This is a genomic window from Microbacterium aurantiacum (assembly GCF_040532595.1).
GTDB lineage: Bacteria > Actinomycetota > Actinomycetes > Actinomycetales > Microbacteriaceae > Microbacterium > Microbacterium chocolatum_B.
Genome location: NZ_JBEVYX010000001.1, coordinates 1,683,215 through 1,697,817 on the forward strand (window position 1 = coordinate 1,683,215; position 14,603 = coordinate 1,697,817).

Genomic DNA, 14,603 nt, shown 5'->3' on the forward strand with positions numbered 1-14,603 from the left:
GCGCACCCGCGTACGCGCGGCGCGGCGTCCTGTCAATCCCCTCGGCGGGAGGCGCGACGCCGGGTGAGGGTGTGGGCATGACCGACGAGACCACCGAAGAGTTCCCCGCCCAGAGCCAGAGCCAGCCCGGCCTCACCACCGAGACCGCGCCCGATCCCGACCACGGAGAGACGAGCTACGTCGGTCACGGTCGCTTGACCGGACGACGGGCGCTGATCACCGGGGGTGACTCCGGTATCGGCCGGGCCGTGGCGATCGCCTTCGCCCGGGAAGGGGCGGACGTCGCCATCGTGCACCTGCCGGAGGAGCAGGAGGATGCCGACGCCACCCTCGCCCTCATCGAAGACGCCGGCACGCGCGGCATCGCGTTCGCCGGAGACATCCGCGACGAGGCGTTCGCCACCGACGTGGTCGCCGAGGCGGTCCATGCCCTCGGCGGACTCGACATCCTCGTGCTCAACGCCGCGTACCAGAAGGACCGCGACGGGCTCGAGTCGCTCGAGACAGCCGAGTTCGACCGGGTGTTCCGCACCAACCTCTACGGGATGCTGTTCAACGCCCGCGCGGCGATGCCGCACCTCGAGGAGGGAGCGTCGATCATCGTGTCGGCGTCGATCCAGGCGTTCCAGCCCTCGCCGGGGCTCGTCGACTACGCGATGACGAAGGCGGCTCAGGTCGCGTTCGTGAAGGCGATGGCGCAGGAGCTCGGCCCCGTCGGCATCCGGATCAACGCGGTCGCACCCGGCCCGATCTGGACGCCGCTCATCCCCGCGACGGGTTTCGACGACGGCAAGCTGACCCGGTTCGGCGCCGACACCCCGATGGGTCGTGCAGGGCAGCCCGCCGAGCTCGCCGGGGCGTACGTGTACCTCGCCAGCGACGACGCGACCTACACCTCCGGCACCGTCCTGTCGGTCACCGGCGGCAAGGCCCTCTGACCCGTCGCCCGGTCACGCGAACCTCACTCCTCAACAACGTCGCCGGGCCGGCCGGATTCGGCGTGTGCGCGAGCACACGCGGCGGATGTGAGGAGTTCGGTACGCGCGGGCGCCCCCACGACGCCATGGCGGGCCGGACGGTCCTGCGGCGCTAACTCCTCAGGAACGTCGCCCGGCCGGCCGGATTCCGGCGTGTGCGCGCACACACGCGTCGGATCTGAGGAGTTCGGTGCGCGCGAGCGCCCGCATCGCGCGGCGGCGACTGGACGGGGACGGTCGCGCGTGCCCGGGAGTCGGCTAGACTGTCGCGCGTGCTGACCTGTCGTTGTCGTCGTTGCTGTCGCTGAAGCCCTCGCTTCGCCCTCTTCTTTCGCAACCCGACGACCGCGCCCATCGGCGCCGACAGACCAGGAAACCACCGTGCGCTACGCCCAGAGCGTCACCGATCTCGTCGGTGACACCCCCCTCGTCCGACTGAACCGCGTCACCGAGGGCATCTCCGCCACCGTGCTCGCCAAGATCGAGCACGCCAACCCCGGCGGCTCCGCGAAGGACCGCATCGCCCGCAACATCATCGACGCCGCCGAGCGCGACGGCCTGCTGAAGCCGGGCGGCACGATCGTGGAGGCCACGAGCGGCAACACCGGTGTCGGCCTCGCGCTCGTCGCACAGCAGCGCGGGTACAAATGCGTCTTCGTCGTCCCCGACAAGGTCGCTGAGGACAAGCGGGCGATCCTCCGGGCGTACGGCGCCGAGGTCATCGTGACCCCCACGGCGGTCGAGGCGGACGACCCGCGGTCGTACTACAAGGTGTCCGACCGGCTGGTCGAGGAGATCCCCGGCGCCTTCAAGCCGAACCAGTACGACAACCCGAACGGTCCCCGCAGCCACTTCGAGTCCACCGGCCCCGAGATCTGGCGCGACACCGAGGGTCGCGTGACCCACTTCGTCGCGGGCGTCGGCACCGGCGGCACGATCACCGGCACCGGCCGCTACCTTCGCGAGGCCTCCGGAGGCTCGGTCCGCATCATCGGCGTCGACCCGGAGGGGTCGCTGTACTCCGGCGGGCCCGTCCACGGCTACCAGGTCGAGGGCGTCGGCGAGGACATCTGGCCGAAGGCCTACGACCCGACGATCGTCGACGAGATCCACCGCGTCGGTGATGCCGAGTCCTTCGCGATGACCCGGCGTCTCGCCCGCGAGGAGGGGCTCCTCGTCGGCGGATCCAGCGGCATGGCCGTCGTCGGCGCCCTCCGCACGGCCCGCACGCTTCCCGCCGACGCCGTCATGGTCGTGCTCCTCCCCGACCACGGCCGCGGCTACCTCAGCAAGATCTTCAACGACGACTGGATGCGGGCGCAGGGCTTCGATCCGGATGCCGTCTTCCCGGCATCCGACACCCCCGGCCGCACCCCCTCCCTGCCGACCGACACCGGCACCGGCGCCCACCCCGACACCGCCCCCCACACCGAGACCGAAGCCGCCCCCGCAGGCGAAGGAGACCGAGCATGAGCGACACCCACGGAAGCGACTCCCGCGAGCGCGGATTCGGCACGCGCGCCGTGCACGCCGGCCAGGCCTTCGACCCCACCACCGGCGCGGTCATCCCGCCGGTGCACTTCTCCACCACCTACGCGCAGGACGGCATCGGCGGACTCCGCCAGGGGTACGAGTACGGGCGGAGCGGCAACCCGACCCGCACCGCGCTCGAGACCCAGCTCGCGGCGCTCGAGGGCGCCGCGCACGCGCTGTCGTTCTCGTCCGGTCTCGCCGCCGAGGACGCGCTGCTGCGCGCCGCCCTCGTCCCGGGTGACGAGGTGCTGCTCGGCAACGACGTCTACGGCGGCACGTACCGCCTCCTCTCCCGCGTGCTCGGCGGCTGGGGCGTGAAGCTCCGCGTGGTGGACATGAGCGATCTGGATGCCGTCGCCGCAGCGATCGCCGAACGCGCGCCGCAGATCGTCTGGGTCGAGACGCCGAGCAACCCGATGCTGCGCATCACCGACATCGCCGGTCTCGCGCGCCTCGGACACGACGCCGGAGCCCTCGTCGTCGTCGACAACACCTTCGCCTCCCCGGCCCTGCAGCAGCCGCTCGCTCTCGGCGCCGACGTCGTCGTGCACTCCACGACGAAGTACCTCGGCGGACACTCCGACGTCGTCGGCGGCGCGCTCGTCCTCAACGACGACGCGCTGTACGAGAAGGCGAAGTTCCTCCAGTTCGCCGTGGGTGCCGTCTCGGGCCCGCTCGACGCGTGGCTCACGACCCGCGGAATCAAGACCCTCGAGCTGCGGATGCGGCGCCACTCCGAGAGCGCGCAGCGCATCGCCGAGCAGCTGTCCGCCGACCCGCGGGTCGCGGCCGTCCACTACCCGGGCTTGCCCGACCACCCCGGGCACGCGCTCGCCGCGTCGCAGATGTCCGACTTCGGCGGCATCGTGTCGCTCGAGCTGGCGGATGCCGCGGCGGCGCGCCGCTTCGCCGAGTCGACGCGGCTGTTCCAGCTCGCCGAGTCGCTGGGCGGTGTCGAGTCGCTCATGAACTACCCCGATGAGATGACCCACGCCTCTGTCCGTGGCACCGAGCTCGCCGTCCCGGAGAATCTGGTGCGCCTGTCGGTGGGCATCGAGAACGTCGAGGACCTCCTCGCCGACCTCGACGCCGCGCTCGCCGGTCTGTGACGCGCTGACCTTCTGAATCGTCTCGGCCGCGGTCCGGGGTAGTCCCGGCCCGCGGCCGCCACGCCTCCGGGCCCACGGTGGCATGCTGAGGGCATGGACCCGATCGTCGCGACGCTCGTCATCCTGGCGATCGCGGTGGTGGCGTTCATCAGCAACCGCGTCCCCCTCGCCGTCGTGGCTGTCGGCGTCGCGCTCGCGCTGTTCTTCACCGGCGTGCTCACGCTGCCGCAGGCGCTGGCCGGATTCGGCGATCCCACGGTCCTCTTCATCGCCGCGCTCTTCGTGGTGAGCGAGGCCCTCGATTCGTCCGGCGTCACCGCGTGGGCGGGGCAGAAGGTCATCGGCCGGGCGGGCACCCGCCGCGGCATCCTCATCGGCGTGATCTCGCTGCTGGTCGCGGTGCTCACCGCGTTCATCAGCATCAACGGCGCCGTCGCGGCCCTCCTGCCGCTCGTCGTGGTCGTCGCCGCCCGCGCCGGCATCCCGAGCTCGCGCCTGCTGATGCCGCTGGCCTTCGCCGCCTCGGCGGGCTCGCTTCTTCTCCTCACCGGGACGCCGGTGAACATCATCGTGTCGGACTTCGCCGCCCAGAACGGCGGCCGCGCCTTCGGGTACGCGGAGTTCGCGCTCGTCGGGGTCCCGCTCGTCGTCGGCACCGTCGTGATCCTGCTCCTCCTCGGCGACCGGCTGCTGCCGGTGCGCGAGGGCGCTCTCATGCCCGTCGACCTGGCCCGTCACGCGCGGCTGCTGCGGCAGCAGTACGACCTCTCGCTCGACACCGGCACGATCATCGGCCCGCGGAGCGGCGTGACCGAGATCGTCGTCGGGCCGCGCTCACCCCTCGTCGGGGAGCGCATCGCGTGCGGGATGAAGACCCCGGGTGGCGACCTCGCCATCCTCGCCGCGCGACGCGGCGACGAGGTCATCCGCGGGGAGATCGTGCTGCAGGTCGGCGACGTCCTCCTGATGCAGGGGGAGTGGGACGACCTCGTCCGGCACGCCGCGCTCCCCGGCATGCTCGCCGTCGACGCGCCGGATCGGCTCCGCCGCTCGGTGCCGCTCGGCCGCGGTGCGCGTCGGTCGCTGGTGATCCTCGGGCTCATGATCGTCCTCCTCGCCACGGGTCTCGTGCCGCCCGCCGCCGCCGCGCTCCTCGCGGCCGGCGCGCTGATCGTCACGCGTGCGGTCAGCGTCAACCAGGCGTATCAGGCGGTGTCGTGGACGACGGTGATCCTCATCGCGGGCATGATCCCCCTGTCGACCGCCGTCTTCGAGACCGGCACCGCCGACCTCGTCGCGGGCTGGCTGCTCGGCCTCCTCGGCGACTCGGGACCGCGCATGGCGCTGTTCGCCCTCTGCCTGCTCACCCTCGTGCTCGGCCAGCTCATCAGCAACGCCGCGACGGTCCTCATCGTCGCTCCGATCGCGGCCGCGGTGTCGACGAGCCTCGACCTCTCGATCCAGCCGTTCATGATGGCGCTGACGGTGGCCGGCGCCGCCGCGTTCTTCACCCCGATCGCGACACCGGCGAACCTCATGGTGATGGAGCCGGGCGGCTACCGGTTCGGCGACTACTGGCGGCTTGGCATCCCGCTGGCCATCTTCTTCCTGCTGATGGCGGTGTTCTACGTCCCGCTGATCTGGCCCTTCTGACGTGCCCGCCCGCCCGCCGGAACCCGACCGCCGGCGACTCCGAAGGTCGACTCAGGCAGCCGACCACCCTCCGTCGCTCGGCAGGACGGCGCCCGAGACGTTCACGCCGTCGTCCGACAGAAGGAAGGTGATGGATGCCGCGACCGCTTCGGCCTCGGCGGGGTCGGGCATCACCACCATGGCGGTCTGGATGCGGTCCGCGGCCAGCGGCGAGGCGAACGACGCCTGGATGTTCGTGATCGTCGGGCCGGGGGCGACGGCATTCACCCGGATGCCGTTCGGGGCGTACAGGAAGGCGCTGGAGCGCGTCAGCCCCACCACCGCGTGCTTCGACGCGGTGTAGGCGGCGCCGGCCGCCGAGCCGCGCAGCGCGGCCTCCGAGGCGACGTTGACGATCGACCCCGCTCCCTGCGCGAGCATCGTCGGGATGACGGCGCGCATGAGCTTCATCGTGCCGTCGACGTTGACGCGGAAGACGCGTTGCCACACGGCATCCGTCACCTCTCCGACGCCGGTCATGTCGTCCATGATCCCGGCGACGTTCGCGAGGGCGTCGATCCGGTCGCCCGCGGCGGCGACGATGCCCGCGATGCCGGCGTCGTCGGTGATGTCGGCGACGAGCGGCACCACGTCGGCGTCCGGGAGGGCGGCGACGAGCGCGTCCAACCGCTCGGCGCTGACGTCGACGGCGACGACGCGGCCGCCCTCGCGTGCGACCCGGGAGGCCGTGGCCCGTCCGATGCCGGATCCCGCGCCGGTGACGATCACGGTCCTGCCCGCGAAGCGGCCGCGATCGATTCGCTCGGTCCATGCCGGGGCGGATGCCGAGGCCGCGGCGGCGGGAGACTCGGGTCCCGCGTCCACGACGTCGCCGCTCGCGCCCGCGCCCGGTGCGCTCCCCGGCGTCTCGCCCGCCTGCGCACGCCGGACGATCTCCTCGAGCATCTCCTGCGTGAACGCGCCGCGGCTGAGGGCGACCAGGCGCTTGATCGCGAAGCGCCGCACGGGCTTGAACGCGTCCGGGGTCTGCCCGGCCTGCGCGAGCAGATCGGTGAGGATCGCGTTGCCGACGGGGTCGGCGAGCCAGTCGGCGATGGAGGTGTCGGCGGTCAGCGGTTTCGGTGCGCGCATCGGGTCTCCTCGTCGTCGAGAGGCCGCATCATCGGCCTGATCCGACGCTACGCGGATCACCGCGCGGCCGGTAGGGGACGATGTCGCCGCGTGGGGGATCCCCGCCGTAGGCTCATCCCATGGGCAGGTTCATCTACGACTCCACCGCGACATCGGTCGAGATCGACGACCGTACGCTGGCGCATCTGCGGATCGTGGTGATGAACAAGCTGCGGCGTTCGGAGTCGTTCATGTTCGACGCCGAGATGGGCGACGGGTCGGGTCGCCGCAGTTTCTGGATGCACCCGTCCGTGCCGATGCAGTTCCACTTCTACGGCGGGCGCACTCCGCGGATCAACCGCCACTGGGTGGAGGCGATGATGCTCGCCGCGAGCGGACCCCACGGGCTGCACATCCTGCCCGAGCCGCCCGCCGACGACACCCCCGAGCGCGGCTGAGGGTCGGGCTGCCCGGCGCAACCGGGTCGGTGTCAGTTCTCGATCTGTCCGTCGCCGCGCGAGACGTTCTCGACGCTGAGCTTGTCGATCTCGAGGTGATCGACCTCGACGTTGCCGAGATTCACGCCGCCGTCGCCGGAGATCACCCCGCCGCCGCCGGCGGCCTCGTCGGAGACGACCTGGATGGGGCCGGTGTCGAAGTGCTCGGCGACGAGGGTGATGCCGCCCGACGAGTTCGCCGAGTTCGCCAGGTCTTCGATCCACTCGCGGCTGAGTTCCGTCGGCTCCGGGTCGTCGAAGACGAACCGCAGCGGGATCGCCGGGTGCAGCCAGATCGTGCTGCGACCGCGCGGCTGGTCCTCGGGGTGCGTCCACGACAGGGTGAAGGTCTCGTCACGCCGCAGCTTCGTCGCGATGACGACCTTGAGGTGCGCCAGAGCGCGGTCTTCGATGTGGATCGGGGTGTCGGATCCGCCGTAGAAAATGGTGCCCACGAATGAACTCTAAACCCCCCGGGGGCATCGTGTGCGGCATCCGGTGATGCCTTTGGACACGTGTCCCCGAGGGTCGCCTATAGGCGCGTCCAGGCCTCGGTGAGGACGCTCCGGAGGATCTGTTCGATCTCGACGAATTCGCTCGGTCCGATGGTCAGCGGCGGGGCCAGCTGGATCACCGGGTCGCCTCGATCGTCCGCTCGGCAGTACAGCCCGGCGTCGAAGAGGGCCTTGGAGAGGAAGCCGCGGAGGAGCCGCTCGGACTCGTCGTCGTCGAAGGTCTCCTTGGTCGCCTTGTCTTTGACGAGCTCGATCCCGAAGAAGTAGCCGTCGCCGCGGACATCGCCGACGATCGGGAGGTCGGTGAGCTTCTCCAGGGTCTGCCGGAACAGGGGAGAGTTCTCGCGCACCCGCTCGGGGAGCCCCTCCTCCTCGAAGATGTCGAGGTTCTCCATGGCGACCGCGGCCGAGACGGGGTGACCGCCGAACGTGTAGCCGTGGTAGAAGGCGCGGTCGCCGTGCGCGAAGGGCTCGTAGATCCGGTCGCTGATGACCGTCCCGCCGAGGGGCGAGTAGCCGCTGGTGACGGCCTTGGCGAAGGTGATCATGTCGGGCTGGTAGCCGTAGGCGTCGCACGCGAACATGTGGCCGATCCGACCGAAGGCGCAGATCACCTCGTCCGAGACGAGGAGCACGTCGTACTTGTCGCAGATCTCCCGCACGCGCTGGAAGTATCCGGGGGGCGGGGGGAAGCATCCGCCGGAGTTCTGCACCGGCTCCAGGAAGACGGCGGCGACGGTGTCGGGGCCCTCGAACTGGATCATCTCCTCGATGCGGTCGGCCGCCCAGACGCCGAACTCCTCGAGGCTCCCGGTGGGCGCGCCCATGTCGCTCGCGCGGTAGAAGTTGGTGTTCGGCACGCGGAATCCGCCCGGGGTGAGCGGCTCGAACATCTCCTTCATGGCGGGGATGCCGGTGATGGCGAGCGCGCCCTGCGGGGTGCCGTGGTAGGCCACCGAGCGCGAGATCACCTTGTGCTTGGTGGGCTTGCCCTGCAGCTTCCAGTAGTACTTGGCGAGCTTGAAGGCCGTCTCGACGGCCTCACCGCCGCCGGTGGAGAAGAAGACCTTGTTGAGGTCGCCGGGGGCGTAGTCGGCGATGCGGTCGGCGAGTTCGATCGCGGCGGGGTGCGCGTACGACCAGATGGGGAAGAACGCCAGCTCCTCCGCCTGCTTGGCCGCGGCCTCGGCGATCCGCTTGCGTCCGTGCCCGGCGGCGACGACGAAGAGCCCGGCGAGTCCGTCGATGTAGCGCTTGCCCTGCGAGTCCCAGATGTGGTGCCCCTCGCCCTTGACGATGATCGGGACGCCGGGGCCGTCGGTCATGACCGACTGGCGTGCGAAGTGCATCCAGAGGTGGTCTTTGGCCATCTGCTGGAGTTCGGCTTCGGTTCGGGGGCGGCGGTCGGTGGAGATCGACATGGTGGGCCTTCCTTCGCTTCCTCCCGACGATACCCGTGCGCCCGCGAGCCCGGTGTGACGGATCGTCCGGTTCCGCTCGCGGCCCCGGCGAACCGTCCGCCGGGGCCGCGAGCGGAGACGGGCGGGTCAGCCGACGGAGACGGGGATCGGCGTACCCGCGGCGACGGCGTCGGAGTCGACCGCCGTCGCACGGGGGAGGGACGAGAGGACGGATGTCGCGACCCGCGGGTCGTCCGCCTGCACGGGGTGCACGTCGCCCACGATCGAGATCCGCGCGGTGGCCTCGCGGACGGCGCTCGAGGGACCGACCCACAGGTCGACGTCACCCGGCTCGACGATGCGGGTGTAGGAGCGGTCGCTGAACGCCAGGCGCTGCGTCGGCACCTCGAAGGCCACCCGCATCGACTGCCCCGGCTGCAGGGCGACGCGCCGGTAGGCCAGGAGCTGCGCCGTCGGCCGCGTGATGCTCCCGACGAGGTCGTGCCCGTAGAGCTGCACGATGTCGTCGGCGGCGACCGCGCCGTCGTTGCGGACGGTGACCGCGACGCGGAAGCTCCGTCCGGCCCGGACCTCGGCATCCGCGGTGAGATCCTCGTGCCGGAAGGAGGTGTAGCTGAGGCCGTGCCCGAAGGGCAGCACCGGGGTGCTGTCGGCGCTCGTGACCTCCGACGGTCCGCTCAGGATCGGGTGCATGTAGGAGTAGGGCTGCGCACCCGCCGACCGCGGCAGCGAGACGGGGAGGCGTCCGGACGGCGAGACGGCGCCGGTCAGGATGCGCGCGAGAGCGGTGCCGCCCTCTTCGCCCGGGAAGAAGGCCTGGACGACGGCGCCGGGGCGGGCGTCGCCCTCCACGGCCCATGCGATCGCGTAGGGGCGTCCGGTGAGGAGCACCATCACGACGGGCGTCCCCGTGGCGGCGACCGCCTGCACGAGCGCGCGCTGGGCGCCGGGCAGGTCGAGCGACTCGACGTCGTTGCCTTCGCCGACGGTCCCGCGGCCGAACAGGCCCGCGCGGTCGCCGACGACGACGACCGCGACCTCCGCGCCGCGAGCGAGCTCGACCGCCTCGGCGATGCCGGAGGTGTCCTCTCCCTCGACCGCGCAGCCGGCGGCGTGGCTGATCTCGGCATCCGGCAGGGCGGCGCGGAGCGCCTCGAGCACCGTCGGGATCTCGAAGCCCATCTCGGTCCCGGGGTGGTGGGCCAGGACGTGGTTGGCGAACGAGTAGCAGCCCATGAGCGCCTCGGCGCTGTCGGCGTTGGGGCCGAGGACGGCGATGCGGCGCGTGCCCGGGGCGAGGGGGAGCACGCCGTCGTTGGTGAGGAGCACCGTCCCCTCCTCGGCGAGGCGACGTGCGAGCGCCCGGTGGGCGGGGGTGTCCAGGTCGATGTCGCTCGGCGCGGTCGAGAAGTCCGCGTCGAGCAGGCCGAGCTCCTCCTTCTGCACGAGCACCCGCGTCACCGCGAGGTCGAGGACCTCGGGGCTCAGGATGCCGTCGCGGACGCGGTCGGCCAGGGCCAGGAACGCGTCCCCGGTCGGCAGCTCGACGTCGATGCCCGCTTCGAGGGCGATCTGCGCGGCCTCGCCGAGGTCGGCGGCGACGGCGTGCATGGACTTCAGGAACGCCACGGAGAAGTAGTCCGAGACCACGACCCCGTCGAAGCCCCACCGCTCGCGGAGGAGCTCGGTCAGGTACTCGCGGGACGCCGCGACCGGGACGCCGTCGATCTCGGCGTAGGAGTTCATCACCGAGCGGACGCCGCCGTCGCGGACGGCCATCTCGAACGGCGGGAGGAAGACGTCCTCGATCTCGCGCCGGCCCGCGTGGACGGGCGCGTGGTTGCGCCCGGCCTGGGTCGCCGAGTAGCCGACGAAGTGCTTCAGGGTGGCGTGGACGCCCTCATCCTGCAGTCCGCGGACGTAGGCGGTCGCGATCGTGCCGACGACGTAGGGGTCCTCGGCGATGCACTCGTCGACCCGGCCCCAGCGGGGGTCGCGGATGACGTCGAGCACCGGGGCGAGGCCCTGGTGGATGCCGAGCTGGCGCATCGAGGCGCCGATGAGCCGCCCCATCTCCTCGACCGCGTCCGGGTCGAAGGCCGCTCCCCACGCCAGGGGCGTCGGGAACGTCGCGGCCTTCCACGCCGCAAGGCCCGTCAGGCACTCCTCGTGCACGAGCGCGGGGATGCCCAGACGCGTCTCGGTCTGCAGGCGTCGCTGCTCGGCCCACAGCCACTCCGCCCGCGCCTGCGGGTCCACGGGGCGGGTCCCGTAGACGCGGGTGAAGTGGCCGATGCCGTCGGTGATGGCGTCCTCGAACCGGGTCGAGGTCTTCATCTCGCCGGCCATGGGCGCCACGACGTCGTCGCCCTGGTCGATCCAGAAGCCCACGAGCTGGGCCACCTTCTCTTCGATGGTCATGCGCCCGAGGAGCTCGAGGACGCGAGGGGATGCCGGAACGGCGGGAACGGTCACGATTCTGCTTTCTTGACGAGCCGGTGCGCTTCGTGGGCGGATGCCGCGCTCAGCCCTTGACGGCGCCGGTGAGCCCACCGACGATCCGACGCTCGAACAGGCTGAAGAAGATCAGCGCGGGGAGCATCGAGAGCGAGGTGAAGGCGAGCACCCGGGCGGTGTCGACGGAGTACTGGGAGGAGAACTGCTGCACGCCCAGGGGCAGCGTGAACGCCGCCTCGTTGTTGAGGATGAACAGCGGGAGGAGGTAGGCGTTCCAGCTGCCGATGAAGGCGAGGATCGACACCGTGATGACGCCGGGGATCGCCAGCGGCAGCACCATGCGCCAGAAGAACGCCAGGCGACCGCATCCGTCGATGTACGCCGCTTCTTGGATCTCGTCCGGGATCGCCCGCAGGAACGGCACCAGGATGATGATGGTGACCGGGAGCGCGAACGCGATCTGCGGCAGGATGACGCCCGGGAGGCTGTTCATCAGACCGAGGTTGCGGATGACGATGTACAGCGGCGTGATGGCGACCGTGATGGGGAACATGAGCCCTGCGGCGAAGAGCGCGTATAGCGCGCCGCGTCCGCGGAAGCTGTACCGGCCGATGACGTAGCTGGCCATGAGGCCGAGCGCGACGGCGCCCGCGGTGGTGGCGAGGCCGACGATCGTGGAGTTGCCCACCTGCGTCCAGAACTGGGGTGCCGTCAGGACGCTGGCGTAGTTCTCCCAGCGCCACTCGGTCGGAAGTCCCGACGGGTTGACGGTGATCTCGGAGTTGCTGCGGAAGCCGCCGATGATGATGTAGAGCACCGGGCCGAGCATGAGGCCGATGACCACCAGGGCGATGAAGTAGACGCTCGGCGGACCCCACGGCAGCTTCGGACCGGGAGCCGGCCGGACGCCGCCCCGACGCTTGTCGGCGGCGCGGCGAGTGGTGATGGTCATGGTGCTCATCCGGCACCCCTTTCGGTGATCGCGCCCGCGGTGTCGCGCCGCAGCACGTAGCGCTGGTAGACCAGGGCGACGACGAGCGAGATGAGGAAGATGACCACGGCGACCGCGTTGCCGTAGCCGAAGTTGCCGGCGTTGCGACCGGTGGCGACCATGTAGATGGCCATCGTGTTGGTACCGGCGACGGAGGCGACGTACTGGCCCCAGATGATGTAGACGAGGTCGAACAGCTGCAGGGCGCCGATGATCGACAGGAACGCCCAGATGCGGATCGTGGGTCCGAGCAGCGGCAGGGTGATCCGCCGCTGGATCTGCCAGTAGGAGGCGCCGTCGATCGCGGCGGCCTCGTACAGCTCCTCCGGAACGCTCTGCAGGCCCGCGAGGAAGAGGATGACGGCGAAGCCGACGTACTTCCAGGTGAGGATCGCCATGAGCGTCCAGATGGCGATGGCGGGATCGCTCAGCCAGTCCGAGGCGAGGAAGCCGAGACCGGCGTTCTCGAGGAAGTCGTTCAGGGCGCCGCGGGTCGCGAGCAGCAGGCTGAAGCCCGTGCCGACGACGACCTCGGCGATGACGTAGGGGACGAAGATCAGGACGCGGATGACGGACTGACCGCGCATCTTGCGGTTGAGCAGCAGCGCCAGCAGGATCGCGACCGGACCCTGCATGACGAGCGACATCACGACGATGAAGACGTTGTGCCCGAGGGCCGCCTGGAAGTTCGGGTCGCTGAAGATGACGAAGTAGTTCCGGAGGCCGACGAAGTCGATCGCCGGGCCGAAGCCCGACCAGCGGAAGAACCCGTAGTAGGCGGCCATGATGACCGGGAAGATGACGAACCCGACGAAGAAGACGACGGCGGGGCCGACCATGAGGAGGACTTCCAGGCGGCCGTTCCAACCCAGGCCGCGTGGACGACTCTTACCCCGCCGCACGGACGGGGGCGACGTGTCGCCGCCCCCGTCGTGCTGCGCGAGATCGGAGTCCGTGGAGGACATCTCGCGTGTGGACATGATCAGCCCTGCGCGCCCGCCGCGTTGACGGTCTGGATGAAGCGCTCAGGGTCGCTGTTCCCCGCCAGCATGTCGACGACCGCCACGTTCAGGGCGTTGCCGACGTTCTGGCCGAGGACGGTGTCGAGCCACTGCGAGACGAACGGGGCGTTGTTGTACGCCTCGAGGATCTGCTGCAGGTAGGGCTCGGTGACGGCCTCCTGGGCGACGGTGTTGACCGGCGGCGACTGGAACGCCTCGTAGTACAGCTCCTGCTGCTCGGCGCTGGCGACGAAGTTCAGGAAGTCGGCGCACTCGTCGGGAGCCTGTGCGGCACACGAGTAGCCGTCGACGCCACCCATCATCGAGCCGGGGAGGCCATCGCCGCCCTCGATCTCGGGGAAGGGGAACCAGGCGAGGTCGGGGAGGGGCTGCTCGTCGGGGGTGAGCGAGGCGATCACGCCGGGGTTCCAGGCGCCCATGAGCTCCATCGCGGCCTGACGGTTCGCGATGAGGCCGGCCGAGCTGCCCGCGCCCTGCTGGGCGGGGGTGGTCAGGAAGCCCTGGTTGAACGGCTCGATCGAGGCGAACTCCTGCAGGTCCTCGGCGGCGCGCGTCCAGCACTCGTCGCTGAAGTCCTTGCTGTCGCCGGTCTCCTCGATCACCGCGGGGCTGCACTCGCGGATGGCGAAGAAGTAGTACCAGTGCGCAGCGGGCCAGGCGTCCTGGGCGCCGAGGGCGATCGCCTCCATGTCGGTGGCCTTGATGGCCTCGACGGCGTCCTCGAGCTCGGCGATCGTCTCGGGGGTCTCCTCGATGCCGGCCGCGGCGAACGCGTCCTCGCTGTAGAAGAAGCCACCGGGCAGGACCGACAGGGGCATCGCCCAGATCTGGTCCTGGTAGGTCTCGGCGGCGAAGGAGCCCTCGGGGATCTCGGCGCGGATGTCGTCCGAGATGAGGTCTGTGAGGTCCTTCAGCTGGCCGGCGTTGACCATGTCGGCGAGCTTTCCGCCACCGCGCTGGAGGAAGATGTCCGGCGGGTCGCCGGCGTTGAGGGCGGTCTGGAGCAGACCGTCCATGTCTTCGTTCTGAACCGACTGCATCTCGATCGTGACGCCCGGGTTCTCTTCCATGAACGTGTCGATCGCGTTCTGCCAGAACGCCTGACCGGGGCCGGTCGTGGAGTTCTGCCAAAGGGTCATGCTCACGCTGCCGTCGCCGGCATCGCCGTTTCCGCCGCCACCGGTGCAGGCGCTCAGTACGAGCGCGCCGGCGAGCAGGGACACGGCGCCCGCTGCGAATCTTCTGGCCTTCATGTGACTCACCTGTTCTCTTCGTTGAGGTGCACGCTCGATCCCCGAGGTGCGCTGCGAACGCCCGA

Annotated in this window: 10 protein-coding genes and 2 pseudogenes; 5 read left to right on the forward strand and 7 right to left on the reverse strand. The window is 70.6% G+C overall.

Going from position 1 to position 14,603, the window contains the following annotated elements; all coding sequences use genetic code 11:
* Positions 1-77 precede the first annotated feature (77 nt).
* The 4 genes and pseudogenes from ABXJ56_RS08065 to ABXJ56_RS08080 all read left to right on the forward strand — a co-directional run bounded on the left by ABXJ56_RS08065 (position 78) and on the right by ABXJ56_RS08080 (position 5,272).
* On the forward strand, positions 78-938 hold the full coding sequence (locus tag ABXJ56_RS08065) for an SDR family oxidoreductase (protein WP_353999168.1): 861 nt from the start codon (positions 78-80) through the stop codon (positions 936-938).
* Positions 939-1,358: 420 nt separating this feature from the next.
* Positions 1,359-2,306, forward strand: a pseudogene (locus tag ABXJ56_RS08070) (PLP-dependent cysteine synthase family protein); the annotation flags it as partial.
* Positions 2,307-2,446: 140 nt separating this feature from the next.
* Positions 2,447-3,619 (forward strand): cystathionine gamma-synthase, encoded by a 1,173-nt coding sequence (locus tag ABXJ56_RS08075; protein WP_353999169.1) that lies wholly within the window; start codon positions 2,447-2,449, stop codon positions 3,617-3,619.
* Positions 3,620-3,712: 93 nt separating this feature from the next.
* On the forward strand, positions 3,713-5,272 hold the full coding sequence (locus tag ABXJ56_RS08080) for an SLC13 family permease (RefSeq protein WP_353999170.1): 1,560 nt from the start codon (positions 3,713-3,715) through the stop codon (positions 5,270-5,272).
* A gap of 51 nt (positions 5,273-5,323) precedes the next feature.
* On the opposite strand, the gene ABXJ56_RS08085 is transcribed toward ABXJ56_RS08080, so the two are convergent.
* Positions 5,324-6,403 carry an SDR family NAD(P)-dependent oxidoreductase gene (locus ABXJ56_RS08085; protein WP_353999171.1) on the reverse strand — a complete coding sequence of 360 codons (1,080 nt, stop codon included), beginning with the start codon at positions 6,401-6,403 and terminating at the stop codon, positions 5,324-5,326.
* Positions 6,404-6,522: 119 nt separating this feature from the next.
* On the opposite strand from ABXJ56_RS08085, the gene ABXJ56_RS08090 reads away from it, so the two are divergent.
* Entirely contained in the window at positions 6,523-6,840 is a 318-nt protein-coding gene (locus ABXJ56_RS08090) for an ATP-dependent DNA ligase (protein ID WP_353999172.1), read from the forward strand.
* A gap of 191 nt (positions 6,841-7,031) precedes the next feature.
* Here the strand turns inward: ABXJ56_RS08090 and ABXJ56_RS08095 are convergent.
* From ABXJ56_RS08095 to ABXJ56_RS08120, 6 genes and pseudogenes are all read right to left on the reverse strand, one after another.
* Positions 7,032-7,334, reverse strand: a pseudogene (locus ABXJ56_RS08095) (hypothetical protein); the annotation flags it as partial.
* 77 nt (positions 7,335-7,411) lie between these two features.
* Positions 7,412-8,815 carry an aspartate aminotransferase family protein gene (locus ABXJ56_RS08100; RefSeq protein ID WP_353999173.1) on the reverse strand — a complete coding sequence of 468 codons (1,404 nt, stop codon included), beginning with the start codon at positions 8,813-8,815 and terminating at the stop codon, positions 7,412-7,414.
* 126 nt (positions 8,816-8,941) lie between these two features.
* A complete protein-coding gene (locus ABXJ56_RS08105) occupies positions 8,942-11,236 on the reverse strand; it encodes a beta-glucosidase (protein WP_353999990.1) in 2,295 nt (764 codons plus the stop codon).
* 103 nt (positions 11,237-11,339) lie between these two features.
* Positions 11,340-12,233 carry a carbohydrate ABC transporter permease gene (locus ABXJ56_RS08110; protein WP_435404966.1) on the reverse strand — a complete coding sequence of 298 codons (894 nt, stop codon included), beginning with the start codon at positions 12,231-12,233 and terminating at the stop codon, positions 11,340-11,342.
* Positions 12,230-13,243, reverse strand: coding sequence for a carbohydrate ABC transporter permease (locus ABXJ56_RS08115; RefSeq protein ID WP_353999174.1), 1,014 nt, complete (start codon positions 13,241-13,243; stop codon positions 12,230-12,232). The genes ABXJ56_RS08110 and ABXJ56_RS08115 overlap by 4 nt, the downstream gene beginning before the upstream one ends.
* 2 nt (positions 13,244-13,245) lie before the next feature.
* Complete coding sequence (locus ABXJ56_RS08120; protein ID WP_353999175.1) at positions 13,246-14,538, reverse strand: ABC transporter substrate-binding protein; 1,293 nt, start codon at positions 14,536-14,538, stop codon at positions 13,246-13,248.
* Positions 14,539-14,603 lie beyond the last annotated feature (65 nt).

Coding starts and splice junctions, on each gene's coding strand:
- ABXJ56_RS08110 (WP_435404966.1), bottom strand. CDS start 12,233: ATGAGCACCATGACCATCACCACTCGCCGCGCCGCCGACAAGCGTCGG.
- ABXJ56_RS08080 (WP_353999170.1), top strand. CDS start 3,713: ATGGACCCGATCGTCGCGACGCTCGTCATCCTGGCGATCGCGGTGGTG.
- ABXJ56_RS08065 (WP_353999168.1), top strand. CDS start 78: ATGACCGACGAGACCACCGAAGAGTTCCCCGCCCAGAGCCAGAGCCAG.
- ABXJ56_RS08100 (WP_353999173.1), bottom strand. CDS start 8,815: ATGTCGATCTCCACCGACCGCCGCCCCCGAACCGAAGCCGAACTCCAG.
- ABXJ56_RS08075 (WP_353999169.1), top strand. CDS start 2,447: ATGAGCGACACCCACGGAAGCGACTCCCGCGAGCGCGGATTCGGCACG.
- ABXJ56_RS08090 (WP_353999172.1), top strand. CDS start 6,523: ATGGGCAGGTTCATCTACGACTCCACCGCGACATCGGTCGAGATCGAC.
- ABXJ56_RS08115 (WP_353999174.1), bottom strand. CDS start 13,243: ATGTCCACACGCGAGATGTCCTCCACGGACTCCGATCTCGCGCAGCAC.
- ABXJ56_RS08120 (WP_353999175.1), bottom strand. CDS start 14,538: ATGAAGGCCAGAAGATTCGCAGCGGGCGCCGTGTCCCTGCTCGCCGGC.
- ABXJ56_RS08105 (WP_353999990.1), bottom strand. CDS start 11,236: ATGACCATCGAAGAGAAGGTGGCCCAGCTCGTGGGCTTCTGGATCGAC.
- ABXJ56_RS08085 (WP_353999171.1), bottom strand. CDS start 6,403: ATGCGCGCACCGAAACCGCTGACCGCCGACACCTCCATCGCCGACTGG.